This is a genomic window from Paenibacillus sp. MAH-35 (assembly GCF_058135425.1).
Map to the genome: position 1 here is coordinate 15,783 of NZ_JBYUPU010000010.1, position 15,828 is coordinate 31,610.

15 protein-coding genes and 1 pseudogene are annotated in these 15,828 nt (G+C 57.4%); 9 read left to right on the plus strand and 7 right to left on the minus strand.

The window, feature by feature from the left end; all coding sequences use genetic code 11:
* The first annotated feature begins 70 nt into the window (after positions 1–70).
* From nikR to AC3Y2E_RS12930, 6 genes are all read left to right on the plus strand, one after another.
* Entirely contained in the window at positions 71–691 is a 621-nt protein-coding gene (nikR, locus tag AC3Y2E_RS12905) for a nickel-responsive transcriptional regulator NikR (RefSeq protein ID WP_379210808.1), read from the plus strand.
* A 552-nt stretch (positions 692–1,243) separates the two neighbouring features.
* Complete coding sequence (locus AC3Y2E_RS12910; protein WP_379210810.1) at positions 1,244–2,836, plus strand: ABC transporter substrate-binding protein; 1,593 nt, start codon at positions 1,244–1,246, stop codon at positions 2,834–2,836.
* A gap of 31 nt (positions 2,837–2,867) precedes the next feature.
* Entirely contained in the window at positions 2,868–3,857 is a 990-nt protein-coding gene (locus tag AC3Y2E_RS12915) for an ABC transporter permease (protein WP_379210812.1), read from the plus strand.
* Complete coding sequence (locus AC3Y2E_RS12920; RefSeq protein WP_379210814.1) at positions 3,854–4,732, plus strand: ABC transporter permease; 879 nt, start codon at positions 3,854–3,856, stop codon at positions 4,730–4,732. The genes AC3Y2E_RS12915 and AC3Y2E_RS12920 overlap by 4 nt, the downstream gene beginning before the upstream one ends.
* Positions 4,733–4,816: 84 nt before the next feature.
* On the plus strand, positions 4,817–5,740 hold the full coding sequence (locus AC3Y2E_RS12925) for an ABC transporter ATP-binding protein (protein WP_379210816.1): 924 nt from the start codon (positions 4,817–4,819) through the stop codon (positions 5,738–5,740).
* On the plus strand, positions 5,730–6,323 hold the full coding sequence (locus AC3Y2E_RS12930) for an ABC transporter ATP-binding protein (protein WP_379210818.1): 594 nt from the start codon (positions 5,730–5,732) through the stop codon (positions 6,321–6,323). Before AC3Y2E_RS12925 ends, AC3Y2E_RS12930 begins: the two co-directional genes overlap by 11 nt.
* A 136-nt stretch (positions 6,324–6,459) precedes the next feature.
* Here the strand turns inward: AC3Y2E_RS12930 and AC3Y2E_RS12935 are convergent, their stop codons facing one another.
* Positions 6,460–7,728, minus strand: a complete 1,269-nt coding sequence (locus AC3Y2E_RS12935) for a WD40/YVTN/BNR-like repeat-containing protein (protein ID WP_379210820.1) — start codon at positions 7,726–7,728, stop codon at positions 6,460–6,462.
* Between the two features lie 378 nt (positions 7,729–8,106).
* On the opposite strand from AC3Y2E_RS12935, the gene rfbF reads away from it, so the two are divergent.
* On the plus strand, positions 8,107–8,880 hold the full coding sequence (gene rfbF / locus AC3Y2E_RS12940; protein WP_379210822.1) for a glucose-1-phosphate cytidylyltransferase: 774 nt from the start codon (positions 8,107–8,109) through the stop codon (positions 8,878–8,880).
* Positions 8,881–8,934: 54 nt separating this feature from the next.
* A pseudogene (locus AC3Y2E_RS12945) lies at positions 8,935–9,948 on the plus strand (glycosyltransferase family 2 protein); the annotation flags it as partial.
* A 142-nt stretch (positions 9,949–10,090) separates the two neighbouring features.
* On the opposite strand, the gene AC3Y2E_RS12950 reads toward AC3Y2E_RS12945, so the two are convergent.
* The 5 genes from AC3Y2E_RS12950 to rfbG are packed head-to-tail and all read right to left on the minus strand — an operon-like array spanning position 10,091 to position 14,477.
* The gene (locus AC3Y2E_RS12950; protein ID WP_379210827.1) at positions 10,091–11,230 is read right to left on the minus strand and encodes a DegT/DnrJ/EryC1/StrS family aminotransferase; all 1,140 of its coding nucleotides are present in this window, start codon (positions 11,228–11,230) and stop codon (positions 10,091–10,093) included.
* Positions 11,231–11,248: 18 nt separating this feature from the next.
* Positions 11,249–11,923, minus strand: a complete 675-nt coding sequence (locus AC3Y2E_RS12955; protein WP_379210829.1) for a GNAT family N-acetyltransferase — start codon at positions 11,921–11,923, stop codon at positions 11,249–11,251.
* Positions 11,924–11,927: 4 nt separating this feature from the next.
* The gene (locus AC3Y2E_RS12960; RefSeq protein WP_379210831.1) at positions 11,928–12,785 is read right to left on the minus strand and encodes a glycosyltransferase; all 858 of its coding nucleotides are present in this window, start codon (positions 12,783–12,785) and stop codon (positions 11,928–11,930) included.
* Positions 12,782–13,357: a dTDP-4-dehydrorhamnose 3,5-epimerase gene (rfbC, locus tag AC3Y2E_RS12965; RefSeq protein ID WP_379210833.1), complete on the minus strand. Its 576-nt coding sequence runs from the start codon at positions 13,355–13,357 to the stop codon at positions 12,782–12,784. The genes AC3Y2E_RS12960 and rfbC overlap by 4 nt, the downstream gene beginning before the upstream one ends.
* 4 nt (positions 13,358–13,361) lie before the next feature.
* The gene (gene rfbG / locus AC3Y2E_RS12970; protein ID WP_379210835.1) at positions 13,362–14,477 is read right to left on the minus strand and encodes a CDP-glucose 4,6-dehydratase; all 1,116 of its coding nucleotides are present in this window, start codon (positions 14,475–14,477) and stop codon (positions 13,362–13,364) included.
* Positions 14,478–14,749: 272 nt separating this feature from the next.
* On the opposite strand from rfbG, the gene AC3Y2E_RS12975 reads away from it, so the two are divergent.
* Positions 14,750–15,154, plus strand: coding sequence for a hypothetical protein (locus tag AC3Y2E_RS12975; RefSeq protein WP_379210837.1), 405 nt, complete (start codon positions 14,750–14,752; stop codon positions 15,152–15,154).
* A gap of 381 nt (positions 15,155–15,535) precedes the next feature.
* Here the strand turns inward: AC3Y2E_RS12975 and AC3Y2E_RS12980 are convergent, their stop codons facing one another.
* The gene (locus AC3Y2E_RS12980; protein WP_379211211.1) at positions 15,536–15,814 is read right to left on the minus strand and encodes a hypothetical protein; all 279 of its coding nucleotides are present in this window, start codon (positions 15,812–15,814) and stop codon (positions 15,536–15,538) included.
* Positions 15,815–15,828 lie beyond the last annotated feature (14 nt).

Genomic DNA, 15,828 nt, shown 5'->3' on the forward strand with positions numbered 1-15,828 from the left:
AGGCGGTTTCTCGTGAAGCGGCTCCATTTGTGCTACAATTTAGGGTAAACAGGCTTAATTGGAGGAATTTATGGCCGATAAAGATGAATTGGTCCGATTCGGCGTTTCGATGCCGTCCGAATTAATCCAGCAGTTCGATCAGTACACAGCCGAGCAAGGCTATACAAACCGCTCCGAAGCGATTCGCGATCTGGTGCGCAAGGCGCTGCTGCAGCCGGGGCGTCTGCTGCCCGAGCAGATCGTCGCCGGAACGATCGTGATGGTGTACGATCATGACGTACGGGAGCTGCCGCTGCTGCTTATGGACCTCCAGCACCGGTTTCACCGGCAAATTATATCGAACATGCACATCCATATGAATCGCGACCAGTGTCTCGAAATTATTGCGGTCCGCGGCCTCCTCGCCAAGCTGAGAGAGCTGCATGCGCAAATTCAGGTGCAGCGCGGCGTACTGTACTGCGAGCTGTCGGTTACTTATGTGGACGGGCAGGAGCCGGGCGACGGCGGTCACTCCCACCACCATCACGACCATGACCACGATCATGATCACGACCATCACGATCATCATCATCATCACCATCAGCATAACCACCATGATCACCATGCCCCTGACAATCGCGATCATTCCGGGACGCATTCCCCTGCAGGTGAACACGAGCATCCTCCCGGCCAAGGCACATCCGAATCGTAACCGTCCGGCAGATCACCTCGAAAGATTTCATAGAAGTACGGATGCCAATAGGGAGCGCTTATAAGTTCCCGCAAATGCCGCCTAACGATAAGAGCGGTTCGCACCTCTTAATCCGGCGCCGTCGCTATCATTTTTACAATTAAGAGCGGTTTGCACCTTTTATTTCACCCGTTCTGCGCCGCAGCAGGGCATTCGGGGGAATATTGGAGCTGCAAACCGCTCTTATTTTCCGCTCAACCCGACTTTGAGACCAATAAGGGGTGCACATCGCTCTTATCCCTCCTATCCTCCAGCTTCCTGCAAAGAAACGTTGGTGCACGAACCAGCCTCTCTATTTCCCGTCTTTCCGCAGCTTATACTTGGCTATAGGGAGGAGGAACACTAGGATTCTGTCTGTTCGGCGATAGGAGCTGGCCCGGCGGTCTCCTTTTTTAATTCGTCTTTCATGGAAGCAAGAAAATTTTGTTAAAGCTCTTATTCTCCTCCGACCTTTGTGTTACAATGTCGATAAAACGTGTTACGAAAATAGAGGGACAGATGGAGGGAACCGTCTTGAAACGAAAATCTGTACACACCGTCCTCGTGGCGCTGCTCGCCTGCCTCGTGCTGGCCGGCTGCTTCTCCGGGGACAATTCCGGCGCCCGCAAGGAGGACGAGCTCGTGCTCGCCGTCGGCGCCGAGCCTGAAGCCGGGTTCGACCCGACGACCGGTTGGGGCCGGTACGGCTCGCCGTTATTCCAGAGCACACTGCTGAAGCGGGACTCGGACATGAAGATTGCAAACGATCTGGCTACCGGTTACGAGGTAAGCACAGACGGCACCCAGTGGACGATCAAGCTGCGCAAAGACGCCAAATTTTCCGACGGCAAGCCCGTCACTTCCGCCGACGTGAAATATACGTTCGAGACAGCAGCGGCAAACGGCTCGATCATCGACCTGACCCATGTCAAAAGCATCGATGCCGGGGACGACTACACCGTCAAATTTACGTTAAAGGAGCCGCAATCGACGTTTATTACCCAGCTCGTATCGACGGGCATCGTGCCGAAGCACGCTCATGGCAAAGATTATGCCTCGATGCCGATCGGCTCCGGACCGTACAAGCTCGTACAGTGGGATAAAGGTCAGCAGGCCATCGTCGAAGCCAACCCGGACTATTACGGCGACAAACCGTTTTTCAAAAAGCTGACGTTTCTGTTTCTGAGCGAAGACGCCGCGTTCGCTGCCGCCAAGGCGGGCAAAGTCGATATTTCCTACATCCCGGCCGCTTTCAGCAAGCAGCAAGTAAACGGCATGCGGGTCGAAGCCGTCCGTACGGTGGACAATCGCGGAATCGCCTTCCCGTATGTGAAATCTGGAGAAAAGACGAAGGACGGCTACCCGGTCGGTAACGACGTCACCGCCGATCCGGCCATTCGCAAAGCGATCAATACGGCGATCGACCGGAAAGCGCTCATCCAAGGAGTGCTGGAAGGCTACGGAACGCCGGCGTATACAGTGAACGACGGACTGCCTTGGTACAATCCAAGCGCGGCGGTAACAGACGCCGACCCCGCGGCGGCGAAGAAGATGCTCGCGGATGCCGGCTGGAAAGATGCCGACGGAGACGGCATTCTCGAGAAAGGGGCGCTTAAGGCTCAATTCTCGCTGATCTATCCGTCCGGAGACGTAACCCGCCAATCGCTTGCGCTCGCCGCCGCCGACATGATCAAGCCGATCGGCATCCGGATCGACGTGCTCGGCAAAAGCTGGGACGAGATCGGCAAGCTGATGCATGCCAACGCCATCCTGATGGGCTGGGGCAGCAACGATCCGCTGGAGATGTACAACCTGTACAGCAGCAAGTACAAAGGCGTCGAGTATTACAATACCGGCTTCTACGGCAATCCGGCCGTCGACGAATGGATGACCAAGGCGCTTCGAGCGACGAATGAAGCCGAAGCGATGGAATATTGGAAGAAAGCGCAATGGGACGGCACAACCGGCGTAAGCGCTCAAGGGGACGCGCCATGGGCATGGCTCGTGAACATCGATCACGTGTATGTCGTGAAGGAGAACCTGAGCATCGGCAAGCAGCGCATTCATCCTCACGGACACGGCTGGCCGGTAACCGACAATATCGAGGAATGGAAATGGACGAAGTAAGGCCTCGAACCGCAGAAAGGAAACTGGAACCATGGTTGTTCGCACCTTATCGTACACTCTGCAAAAGCTAATCCGTCTTCTTTCGCTGCTCGCCGCAATCAGCATCGTATCGTTCGTGCTGGTCAGCTCTTCGCCGATCGATCCGATTCAGGCGTATGTCGGCGCCGACATGATGCGGGTCAGTCCGGAGCAGCGGCAGCTGATCGCGGAATATTGGGGGCTCGACCGTCCTCCGCTGGAGCGGTTCGCCGGATGGGCTTCCGCCTTGCTGCAGGGCAACCTCGGCACTTCGATGATGTACCGGCAGCCGGTGGCCGAAGTCATCGGCGAGCGGTTCATGAGCTCGCTATGGCTGATGAGCCTTTCCTGGCTGCTGGCCGGCCTGTTCGGCTTCGCCTCCGGCGTGATTGCCGCCATGAACAAGGACCGCTGGCCGGACAAGCTGATCAAGTGGTATTGCTACACGCTCGCTTCCACCCCGACGTTCTGGATGGGCTTGCTGCTCCTGATGGTGTTTGCCGTCTGGCTCGGCTGGTTCCCGGTCGGACTCGGGACGCCGGCGGGGGTGCTCGCCGAACAGGTGACCTGGAGCGACCGGCTGGAACATATGCTGCTGCCTGCGCTGACGCTCAGCATCGTCGGGATTGCCCCCATCGCCCTTCATACGAGGCAGAAGCTGTCTGACGTATTGGGCAGCGACTACATCCTGTTCGCCCGGGCCAGAGGCGAGCGCGGGTTCCGGCTGTTCCGCCGCCACGGCTTGCGCAATATTGCCCTGCCCGCCTTGTCCCTTCACTTCGCCGCGTTCAGCGAGCTGTTCGGCGGCGCCGTGCTGGCGGAGCAAGTGTCCTCTTATCCCGGTCTAGGGCAGGCGACGGTGGAAGCGGGCTTGCGCGGCGACGTCCCGCTCCTGCTCGGCATCGTCCTGTTCAGCTCCTTGTTCGTATTCGCAGGCAATCTGATCGCTGACCTGCTCTATCGTCTGATCGATCCGCGGATTCGGGAAAGGCGGCCTGCATGAATATTCACGAAGTAAATCCCGGAGCGGAAGCCGCGGCCGGTTCCCGGTTGTCCCGCTTCCGGTTCAACCGGAGGCAGCGGGCGTTAGGCGCCGTCGCCTTGGCCGGCCTGCTGGTCGTCTCCGTCTGGACGGCCGGCAGCCTCATGAGCGCGGACCCGCTCGCCACCCGGCTGGAGCTGCGTAATTCGGTGCCGTCGGCGGCGCATCTATTTGGAACCGACTGGCTCGGGCGCGATATGTTCACCCGCACGATCAAAGGGCTGGCCTTGAGCATCAACGTCGGGATGACCGCCGCGGCCGCAAGCGTTGTCATCGCCGCCTTGATGGGACTGGCCGCCGCCATGGGCAAAGCGGCCGACCGGGTCGTAAGCTGGCTGATCGATTTGTTTCTGAGCGTTCCGCACCTGGTCACGCTGATCCTGATTGCCTTCGTATTCGGCGGCGGCATAAAGGGCGTCGTCATCGGGATCGCCCTTACGCACTGGCCGACCTTGGCCCGTGTCATCCGCGCCGAAGTGCTGCAGCTCCGCACGGCGGAATATGTGCTGATCTCGCGCCGGATGGGCAAGTCCCGCTGGTGGGTCGCCACCCGCCATATGATGCCGCATATCATGCCGCAGCTGTTAACCGGCCTGCTGCTCGTATTCCCTCATGCGATTCTGCACGAGGCGGCGATTACGTTTATCGGGCTCGGGCTGTCTCCGCATCAGCCGGCCGTCGGCATTATTTTATCGGAATCGATGCGTTACTTGTCTACGGGCATGTGGTGGCTCGCCTTTTTCCCAGGTTTATGCCTGCTATTGATCGTACGCGCGTTCGATATGGCCGGAGAAAATTTGAGGCTGCTGCTTGATCCCCGGCGGATGCACGAATAACCGGTCGCCTTGACGCTCCGCCGTAAAGATCGGCCGTAATACAATCTGGCACCGAAAGGTTCGGCCAAGAGGAGAGGGAACCGTATGCCTATTCTCGAAGTGGACGACCTGTCCGTTTCGTTCATGCAATATACGCGCGGCTTCAAGCAGACCCGGCTCCAGGTGCTGCAAGGCGTCCAGCTGTCGGTCGACCGGGGAGAGATCGTGGCGGTCATCGGGTCGAGCGGCTCCGGCAAAAGCTTGCTGGCGCACGCCGTGCTCGGCATCTTGCCGTCCAACGCTTCGATGTCGGGAACGATCCGCTACGACGGGGACGTGCTGACTGCACAGCGGCAGGAGCAGCTGCGCGGACGGGAAATTGCGCTCGTCCCGCAGTCCGTCAACTTCCTCGACCCGCTCATGAAGGTCGGCGCTCAAGTGCGCAGCTCGGTGAGAACCGGAGATCCGCTGGCCGAGCAGCGCAAGTCGTTCGAGCGGTTCCGGCTTCCGTCGGATGCCGAGAACCGGTACCCGCACCAGCTGTCTGGCGGCATGGCGCGCCGGGTGCTCGTCTCTACCGCGACGATCAGCGGTGCTTCGCTGCTCATCGCCGACGAGCCGACGCCCGGACTCGATCCGGCGGTCGTGCAGGAGACGCTGAGCACGCTGCGGGAGCTGGCCGATCAAGGCGCTGCGGTGCTGCTGATCTCTCACGATCTGGAGTCGGCGCTGCACGTCGCCGACCGCGTGGCCGTCTTGTACGCCGGGACGACGGTCGAGATCGCAGCCGCGGAAGATTTCGCAGACAACGGGCAGCGTCTGCGCCATCCGTACGCCAGGGCGCTGTGGCGGGCGCTGCCGCAAAACGAGTTCCTCCCTATCTCCGGAAGCCAGCCGCAGCCGGGCGAGCTGCCGGACGGCTGCCTGTTCGCCCCGCGCTGTGCGCTGGCCACCGCCGAATGCAGCCGGGAGAGACCTCCGATGCGGGTTCTTCGCGAAGGAAAGACGAGGTGTTTCCATGCCACTTGAAGGGCGCCATCTTGGATTCCGCTATGGCAGCGGTCCCTGGGTGCTGCGCAGTATAGACATTTCCTTGGAACGAGGGGAGATCGTCGGACTTGCCGGTCCGAGCGGGCGCGGCAAAAGCACGCTGGCACGTATGCTGGCCGGATACGAGCAGCCGCACGAAGGAACGGTCCGGCTGGACGGACAGGCGCTCCCAGAATCGGGCTATCATCCGGTCCAGCTCGTCTTCCAGCATCCGGAGAAAGCCGTGAACCCCCGTCTCAGCATGCGCCGCATACTGAATGAGGGCTGGGAGCCGGACCGGGCGTTCCGCACCTCGCTCGGCATCGCCGAGGAATGGCTGAGCCGGTACCCGAACGAATTGTCCGGCGGCGAGCTGCAGCGCTTTTGCGTCGCCCGCGCGCTCGGACCAGATACGCGCTACTTGATCGCCGACGAGATGACCACGATGCTCGATGCCATTACGCAAGCGCAGATATGGAGCGCCGTAATTGGAATTGCCCGCGAGCGGCAGCTCGGCGTGCTGGTCATCAGCCACGAGCGCAGGCTGCTGGACCGCTTATGCGATCGAATGATCGAATTGTAAACCGTTGTGAACCGTTGTGAACGATACGTCTGCCGCCGATCGCAGCCCAGGCTGGAATCAGCCATACGCCAAAAACCTCCGGATAATCCTGCAGCCAGCGGAATCCGGAGGTTCTTTATTGTTTGCTAAGCGCTTGTTACTGGGCCTGGAACGTATGCACCTTGCTCCAGCTTTTGCCGCCGTCCGCCGTCGTGTACATCACGGATGGCCCTGCGCTGTCGGATATGATCCACCAGCCGTGCGTTGCGTCGGCGATCGCGAGCAGCTGATTGCCATAGCCTTCAAGCTGCGTCTCCCCGTTCGTCCACGTTTTGCCGCCGTCCGTCGTCCAGCCGATCGTATTCGGTTTGTCGCACGCCGGACACTGGCCGCCCATATAAGCGGTCTTCGGATCGACCACGTACAGGGCGCCCGGCTTGCTTCCCGTATTCTCCGGGCCGCTCGAATGATCGATCGGGAACCCGGGCGCCGGCCCGCCTCCCGCCGTCGAGTTCGCGATCACCGTCTGCCAGCTCTTACCGCCGTCCGCCGTATGAAAAAGCGAATAAGACGTCTGGCTCATCCCGGAATCTCCGATACACTCCACCCACGCGTCGTCCGCTCCGGCGGAACGGATGAGGGCGCCGTTAAGCGGGGCTACCGTTTTGCGCGACATGACGCTTTGCCACGACTGCCCTCCATCCGTCGTTCGGAGCACCGAGATCGTATCCTTCACCTGCGCCACCGCCCAGCCGTTCCGCTCGTCGTGGAAGTAGGCGTCTCCCGTCGTTCGGTCGGGAACATGGAGCTCGTTCCACGTCTTCCCGCCATCCTTCGTCACCGCATTGGCGCTGAACGCTTCCGTCTTGGATACGAAATGGAGGAATCCGTCGCTCGGGACGGTCCCGGCCTCGGTCCATTGTTTCCCGCCGTCGGTCGTGCTCAGTAAAGTCCGCTTCGTCCCTTTGCCCGACCCGTCCGTCACGACCGCCCATGCTTCCTGGCCGTTCAGGGCAAACAGCTGGCTCACCGTACCGGCTCCGCTGTACTGCCTCGTCCATGTCTTGCCGCCGTCGTCGGTTCGAGCGATCCAGCCTTCTCCGCCGGTCCATCCGGACTTCGGAGTGGCCAGCCGGACGGCGGTAACCTGATCCGCCCGGACCGCCGGCGAAGCGGCACCGTTGTCGCTTCGCGGAGGAACGGTTCCGGGTGTCTCCTGCGATCCGGGAGCCGGCTGGCCCGGCCGCTCATCCGGCCCGTTGGCCGTGCCCGGGGCCGGATCGGCCGCCGAGGCAGCAGGCGTGTCCGGATCGGTTCCGGCTGCCGGATCGGGAGCTTGCCCTTGCTGGGACACACAGCCGGCGAGCACCGCCATCAGGATGCAAGCCCATAATGCAAATGCGATAAACCGCAATCGAGTTTTCATCAAAGTTCACTCCTTCTGGCCTTCTAGCTGTACTCCTTCAAGATATACCCTATTAGACGGCGTACTAATCCAAATAGTTGCCGAAGCATAGCATTCTCATTAACTAACGAACGACTGTTAGTAAAAATTTCATTAAATTGAATTACATTCGCCTACGCTCGCCCGATCCTACTCGAATCCTGCCTGTTCCCGCCGCCCCGGCTCCTTCGACAAGCGCCTCCCTTGCTTCCGTCCCTTGCCCGGCGCGGCTAACTCTTCTTTTGTGCCGCCGCTATATGAGAGTTTGTACCTGTCAACCCGAGAGTACTTACATATAATGTTGTAATTGATTTTCAGATTCTCCGATCCTACGGAATACAGCCAGAAAGGAGCTTACCTATGAAAGTCGTCATACTAGCCGGAGGGCTCGGCACAAGAATCAGCGAAGAAACGCAAGTGAAACCGAAACCGATGATTGTAATAGGAGAGCGCCCGATCCTATGGCACATCATGAAAATATACTCCCACTACGGGTTCCGCGAGTTCGTTATCTGTCTCGGTTACAAAGGAAACCTGATCAAAGAGTATTTCGCCAACTATTTGCTGAACGAGTCCGATGTCACGCTGGACTTCACGAAAAAGAACAACCTGCGCTATCACCATTCAAATCATGAGCCTTGGCGCATCACCCTCGTCGATACGGGCAGCGACTCGATGACCGGAGGGCGGATCAAGCGGATTCAGAAGCATGTCGGAGACGAGGCGTTTCTGCTTACTTACGGGGACGGCGTATCCAATGTGAATATTCGCGAGCTGGTACAATTCCACCGTTCTCACGGAAAGTCAGCCACCGTCACCGCGGTACAGCCTGCGGGCAGATTCGGGTCTTTATCGATCGGAACCGGCAGCCAGGTAGAGCAGTTCAACGAGAAGCCGAGGGGAGACGGAGGATGGGTGAACGGCGGCTTTTTTGTAATGGAGCCGAGCGTGTTCGACACCATCGAAGGAGATGCGACGATCTTCGAGAAAGAGCCGCTGGAGCAGCTCGCCCGATCCGGCCAGCTGCATGCTTATAAGCATACGGGGTTCTGGTACGCGATGGACACCTTGAGGGACAAAAACCATCTGGAACAGCTGTGGCATTCGGGAAACGCGCCTTGGAAGCTGTGGTAGACAAGGCCGGAGGAAGATCATCCGTACGTACGGACGGATCGGACAAAGCGAAACCAACAAGGAGGGAATCCCATGAAGCCGCTCGTCAGCATCCTGATCCCCACCTATAACCGGCCGGATTATTTGAAGCAGGCGTTAAAGAGCGCGCTCTCCCAAACCTATACCCCTACGGAAATCATCGTATCGGACAACAGCGACAACGACCGGACCGAACAGGTCGTTCGGAAGCTCCAGGCGAAGGCGAAAGGTTCCCGAACTATCCAATATGTAAAAAACAGCCGAAATATCGGGCCGATCGCCAACCAGCGGCAATGTCTGGAGCTGTCCACCGGCGAGTATATCAATTTTCTGATGGACGACGATCTGCTGCACCCGGACAAAATCGACGCCATGCTCCCGTACATGCTGAAGGACAACAGCATCGCGCTCGTCACCTCGCGCCGGACGATGATCAAGGACTCCGGCCGGGAGGTCGAAGTTTTGCCGAAGGACGAAGCGTTCCGGAAACAGTTTATCCGCGACCGGAAAGTGAACGGGAAAGCGCTCAGCGAGAAGATGCTGCTTGGCCGGAACAATTACATCGGCGAACCGACCACCGTCTTATTCCGCAAATCCGACCTCAGCGAGCCTTTCGGCTCCTTCTGCGGCAAAACCGCTTACAACAACGTCGACGCCGCCTCCTGGCTCACCTTGCTGGCGACCAAACATGCCGTCTTCTTATCGAAGCCGCTCAGCTACTTCCGCAAACATCCCAGCCAATTATCCAAAAGCACGCCTTCCCAAATGGCCCGGCTATGCGATTGGATCGACCATACCATCGATGCGAGAGAGAAAGGGCTTCTTGGCGACCAAGCCGATTATACCTTGGCAATCCGGCAGCTGAAGCAGCAGCTTGTCGAGCAAATCCCCGATTGGAACAGAAAAACGAACGATCGTTACCTAGAAGAAATTCTATCCAAAATCCGGATGGTGACGGAAGCCGGAGCCGGCCTGCCCGGTTTTGCCGATGACGCCAAGGAGCTTCAAGCCCTTCTGTTCTGGTTGGAACTCCGAAAGATCTTTACTTAACCGCTGCTAGAGCAATTTGGATGGAGCCGGCCTCCTCATCCCCTCTTTTCGTTTCGGTGACGTGAAAGAACCTTCAGTTCCATCTATCGTGGTTCTGAAGGTTCTTTTGCATCCTACTATCGATTTCCCTAGCCTTCGCCCCTCACCCGAACTTGGCCTCATATGCCTGAATGCAGGACAGAACGTACGCCACTTCCTCGTCGGTCAAATCGGGGAACAGCGGCAGCGTGACGAGTTCGCCCCAGATCGCGTAAGCCGAAGGCGTCTCGCCCTTATACTTCATGAAGAGCGGATGCAGCGTAAGCGGCATATAATGAACCCCTGTTGCGACGCCGTGCTCCTTCATATGAAGAATGAACGCTTCTCTGTCCGGGACCCGCACCATGTAAGCCCAATAAGAGGAATGCTCGGGGTGGTAAGGAAGCGCCTCGCGAACCCGGTTGCACCCTTTCAGTCCTGCCGTGTACTGCTTGATGATCGATTCCCTTCTGCGGTTCATCCCCTCCAGCTTCTCCAGCTGAGCGAGGCCGATCGAGGCCATCATATCGTTCATATTGTATTTGTACCCGATATCGGATATTTCATAATACCAGCTGTTCGCATCGCGGTTGTTCAACTGATTCGCCTCGTACCGCTCCCACGTATCTTTGTTGATACCCACCCAGCGCGAATGACGCAGCGGCTGGAGCAGTTCGGCATCGTCCGAGGAGATCATCCCTCCGTCGCCGGTCGTCATGCATTTTTTCTCCTCAAAGCTGTAGCAGCCGATGTCGCCCCAGGTTCCGAGCGTCTTCCCTTTATACTTCCCTCCGGCGGAATGCGCGGAATCCTCGATCACCTTCACCCCGCGCGGTTTCGCCCAAGCGACGAGCCGGTCCATCTCTGCCGGGTGCCCCGCAAAATGAACTGCCATCACCGCGACGCAATCTTTATCGTACTTCCGGTCCAGATCCTCCAGGCTGATGCATAACGTACGCTCGTCGATATCGACGAACACCGGTTCCAGACCGTTGTATAAAGCCGCCATGGCGGTAGCCGCGAAGGTCAGCTCAGGCACGAGCACCTTTTTCCCTTTCGGAAACCGGTAAGCGGACAAAGCCAGATGGAGAGCCGCCGTACAGGAATTGACGCCGACGGACTCCCTGCACCCGACATAGCTGCTCCACTTTCGCTCAAACTCGCTGACACGGGGCCCCAATCCGAGCCAGGCAGCGGTGAAGCTGGCTTCCAAGCTTTGGAGCTCCTCCCTGCCGACGGAAGGCTTAAACAGCCTGATATTCACTAGCGGTCACTCCCCGTGTCATAAAATATGCTTCAAGGTATCATAGAACCCTTCCGTCCGCACCTTCATGGTAACGAGATACCGCTGCGCTTCGCCCCCGGCATCGTCGTCCTCTGCGGCCACCCACCGCGTAACGTCGCCTTCCACCTGTTTCACCAGAGGCGTTCTTTTTTCTTCCTGGAAGCCGAGCTTCTTGTAGATCGCGATCGCACGCGCGTTGTCGGCAAGCACGTTCAGGTAGCCGGTCTGCAGATCGAGCACCCGGATGCTCCATTCCCCCAGGGCCAGCAGGGCGTAGATCATAATATTGCCGAATCGCCCTTTCCGGCCCCGCAGCAAATTATCGAATTCGCACTGCTTCTTGACCTCATCGTAGTGAAGGAAGCCTACCTGGGCGATCGGATTCCAATCCTCATCATCCACGAAAAATAAAATCCGGTCGTCCGCCTGCAGCACCTGCTGCTCGAGCCATTGGCGCGTTCCATGCTCCGTCACCGGGAATTGCGTCGTGAACCATTCGCCGGAGGCGCTCCGCCATTCGGTCAGCAGCCGGATTTCCTCCTCGCTGTGCAGCGTATCCGGCGTGATCGGACGCAGGCGTCCGCACGTTTTGCCGTTTACGGTGATCGGGATGCAATAAGAAGGAAGCTGATCGGCGGACGCATACTTATACCGTTGCAATAGTTCTTTCATCGCTCTAGCGTCCTTTCTTCAAGTAATCCTCAACCTTCTCTCGGAGGCCTTTGGGAATCGATATTTTTTTCATGTATTTGTCGTATTCTTTCTCCGAGATATACCCTCTCGCCTTGGCATAGCGGAAAAACGTCTCCTGATCGAGCTTGGCGACTTCCCCCGCCATCTTGTGCTGCGACAGCTGCTTCGGATGATAGCGCAAATAGCTCAGCGGTTTGGACATGTAGACGCCTTTCCCTTTATCCAGCAGCGCCACCCAAGCAGCCAGATCGACCGCATAGTAGACCTGCCGTCCCATTAGGACGCCGAACGGCTCGGTCAGATCCTTCTTGCGGAACATGGCCGTCGTCGGTTCTCCGATGTAGTTCGTTTGATCCCGCATCATGAGCCGGTTTAGCACTTTCCCGTCGACGACCGTATCGGTCTGGTACAGCTTCCGGAACGTCCACATCGGCGGGACGTACAGCGGCTTGCCGTCCTTATCGATGACCCGGCGCTGGGAAGTCACAAGCGTAACTCCCCGGTTATTGAGAAAATACGGAAGCATCTTCGCGATCTTATCCGGGTGAAACAAATCGTCGTCCATCAAATAGTTGACGTATTCCCCGGAGGCGAGCTTCAGGCATTGCTGCTGATTGGCGATCGGACCGATATTTTTGGTATTGCGCACATACAGAATCTTCGATCCGTTCGGCTCCGCCTGATACCGTTTCACGATGAGCTCGGTCTCGTTATTATCGCTGTTGTCGCAGACAACTATCTCAATGTTGGGGTACGTTTGCTGTAAGGCGCTCTTCAAAGCCAGCTCAAAATAACGGGGACGGTTGTAGGTAGGAATCAATATGCTTACCAGCGGTTTCATCCCGATCTCCCTTTCGTCTCGTCGTTCGCACTCGTTCCCATGAGCTCCTTCCACGCCGGCAGCCGGGCATCCCGGTCCGAGAGAATCGGCGCAGATACGGGCCAGTCGATCCGAAGCGTCTCGTCGTTCCACACAATGCCTCCCTCGTGAGAAGGAGTGTAGCGGTGATCCACCTTGTAAGTGACCTCGCAATGATCCGTCAACGTGCAAAAACCGTGAGCGAACCCTCTCGGAATATAAATCATCTTGTGGTTGTCTTCCGTCAGCTCGATCGAGCCCCATTGTCCGAATGTAGGCGAATCTCGCCGCATATCCACGAACACATCGAGAATCGCTCCCCGGCTCACCCGGACTACTTTCGTCTCTCCATGAGGCGGCCGCTGAAAGTGCAGCCCCCGGATCGTTCCTTTCCGGCTGGAGTAGGAACGGTTCTCCTGAACCCAGATCCGGTCCAAGCCGTAGTCGCTCCATAGCTGACGGTCGTACAGCCGGGTGAAATATCCCCGATGATCGTGGTGGGGCGTTCCCGTAATCTCATATACTCCTGATAAAGCACAAGGCCGGATCAACATGTCCCTAGCCTTCTTTCCCGTAATCTTGGATCTGCTGCAGGCAGACCGCTCTCATGTCGCTTTGCGACTCGTAGGCTTTCACCCATTCGACGGTTTTCGCCAGCGCCGTATCCAGGTTCCAGACAGGATGCCAGCCCAGCCTCCGCTTCGCTTTGGAACAGTCGAGCATCAACAGCTGCGACTCGTGGGGATGCTCCCCCTCTTCCGCCTCATAGGCGCTGCTGCCGCCCCATAAATCGCACATCTTCCGGACGACGTCCGCCACCGGGAGCACGTCGCGGTCGTCCGGCCCGAAGTTCCATTCCTCGGCAAAGGCGGGACCTTGCTCGATCAGTTTCTTGGCGAGCATCAAATAACCGCTGACTGGCTCAAGCACATGCTGCCAAGGCCGGACCGCCTGCGGATAACGGAGCTTGATCCGCTCTCCCCGGAGCAAGGCCCGCGTACAGTCCGGAAGAAGGCGGTCCTTCGCCCAGTCCCCACCGCCGATGACATTGCCCGCCCTGGCTGTAGCGATGGCAACCCGATGGCGGTCGTACGCGCCCGGAGGGAAAAACGCTTCGCGGTAGCCTGAAGTGATCAGCTCCGAGCAAGCCTTGCTGCTGGAGTACGGATCGTTTCCGCCGAGTTGGTCCGTTTCCCGGTATCCCCAAGCCCATTCCCGGTTCCGGTAGCACTTATCTGTCGTTACATTCAGCACGGCCCGGACCGGTATGCCTTTCTGAACCGCCCCTCGCACCGCTTCCAGCAGATTGACCGTTCCCATCATGTTCACTTCGTACGTCTCCGCCGGCTGCTCGTAGGAGCGTCTGACGAGCGGCTGAGCCGCCATATGAATGACAATGTCCGGAGCTGCATCTTCGAGGGCCGCTGCCAGCTGCTCCGGGTTTCGAATATCCGCCGTGTGGGAGGTCACCCATTCGTCCAATTGACACAGCTTATACAGACTGGGTTCGGTAGGAGGTTGCAGCGCATATCCGGTGACGGAAGCCCCTAGAGAGTGCAGCCAGATGCAGAGCCACGATCCTTTAAAGCCGGTATGGCCGGTTACAAACACTTTTTTGTTGCTCCAGAAGCTTGGGGTTTTCCACTTCGTTGCCAGTACTGCCTGATTGCCCATGCGCCGCCACCCTCTGATTGTTTAATTTCATTTTTCTCTCCTAGAATGCCCGCCCTCTCTACCAGCACCCTCTCTTAACTCCCGCCACTAGCCATATAGTATGGTCCAAGCAATGAAACCGAAACTGGCATCTATCCTTGCCCTGTCAAGAAATCAGCCTTAATCCAGTTCATCGTAAAAATTTGAAAAAAATAATGCAGGTATACCATTCACTCGTCCAATCCTCTCATTCACCTGCCACATAGTATAGTTGCGAGAAGGGAGGGATTCACATGAGCAAACTGCAAGAAGAACTGATGAAGGTTTTGGCCAAAATAGGAATCAACGAGCAAACGATGCTTCCGGTCATGCAGCGGCTCGGCGAAGTTCAGGCGAAGCTGGACTCGATCGACGACGAGCAGAACGTGACCTATATCCAGGAATTGCTGAGACAAGTGCAGGACCAGATCGGTTCGCTGCAATGGAACGGACCTGAAGATTCCTCGATCGGGCAAGCGTTGAGCCAACTTCAATCCAAGGTAGCTTCCTTTAATCTGGATGAGCAGGCGATCGCAAATGCTTTGAAAGGCATCAGCTCCCTTCACGATCAAGCGGGAACGATGCTTCAAGAGCAACTGGCCGCATTGAAATTAAACGAGAAAGAAATATTAGACCTTCTGCAAAAATTCAAAAGATAAGGAAAGCTTCCAAACGACCAAACGAAGCCTATTCCAAGATGGAAGACCCTTGTATGCCTCAGAGGGAGCTGTCTTCGTTCAGAATGGCTCGGTTCGCTTTAACGTTTAGCAAACTTCCCCATTCTGCAGCGGCACGCAAATGTTGCTTTTATACCCCCGCTTGTATATAAACAATGGCCGAGACGCCCTGGTCTCGGTCCTTTGTTTTTATTGAGGGAGAAACCCCGTACCTGTCTACCCGTACGCAGGAATGTTATCGGAGGGGTCCTCTTCGCAGAATTCAGGGGGAAATGTACCCGAAGTTGTGCAAGCTCATCATTAAAGAAAAAGAACCTTTGCGCACCCGGTTCGCGGGCGGGCAAGGTTCTTTTTTCTTTGATCTTAAATCAGTTTCACGACAGTAACCGTAGTAAAGGCAAAGTTGAAATCCGTTCCGGAAATGTTCGCCAGGGTTAGCGTCGCCGGCGTTCCGCCAGTATTAATAATGGACGAACCGCTTAAGACGAGATTAAGAGCGAGCGCTCCTCCATTCGTTACCGAAGAGAATGAGCTTTCCACGGTTACATCGTCCACTTGCAAAGCGGTAACGGCTTCGGCGCCGCCAGGCAACGTTACGGTAGTCGTATATTCAACAAAATAAGTCTGGTCCGGATCAAGCACAATATCAGCCGTTC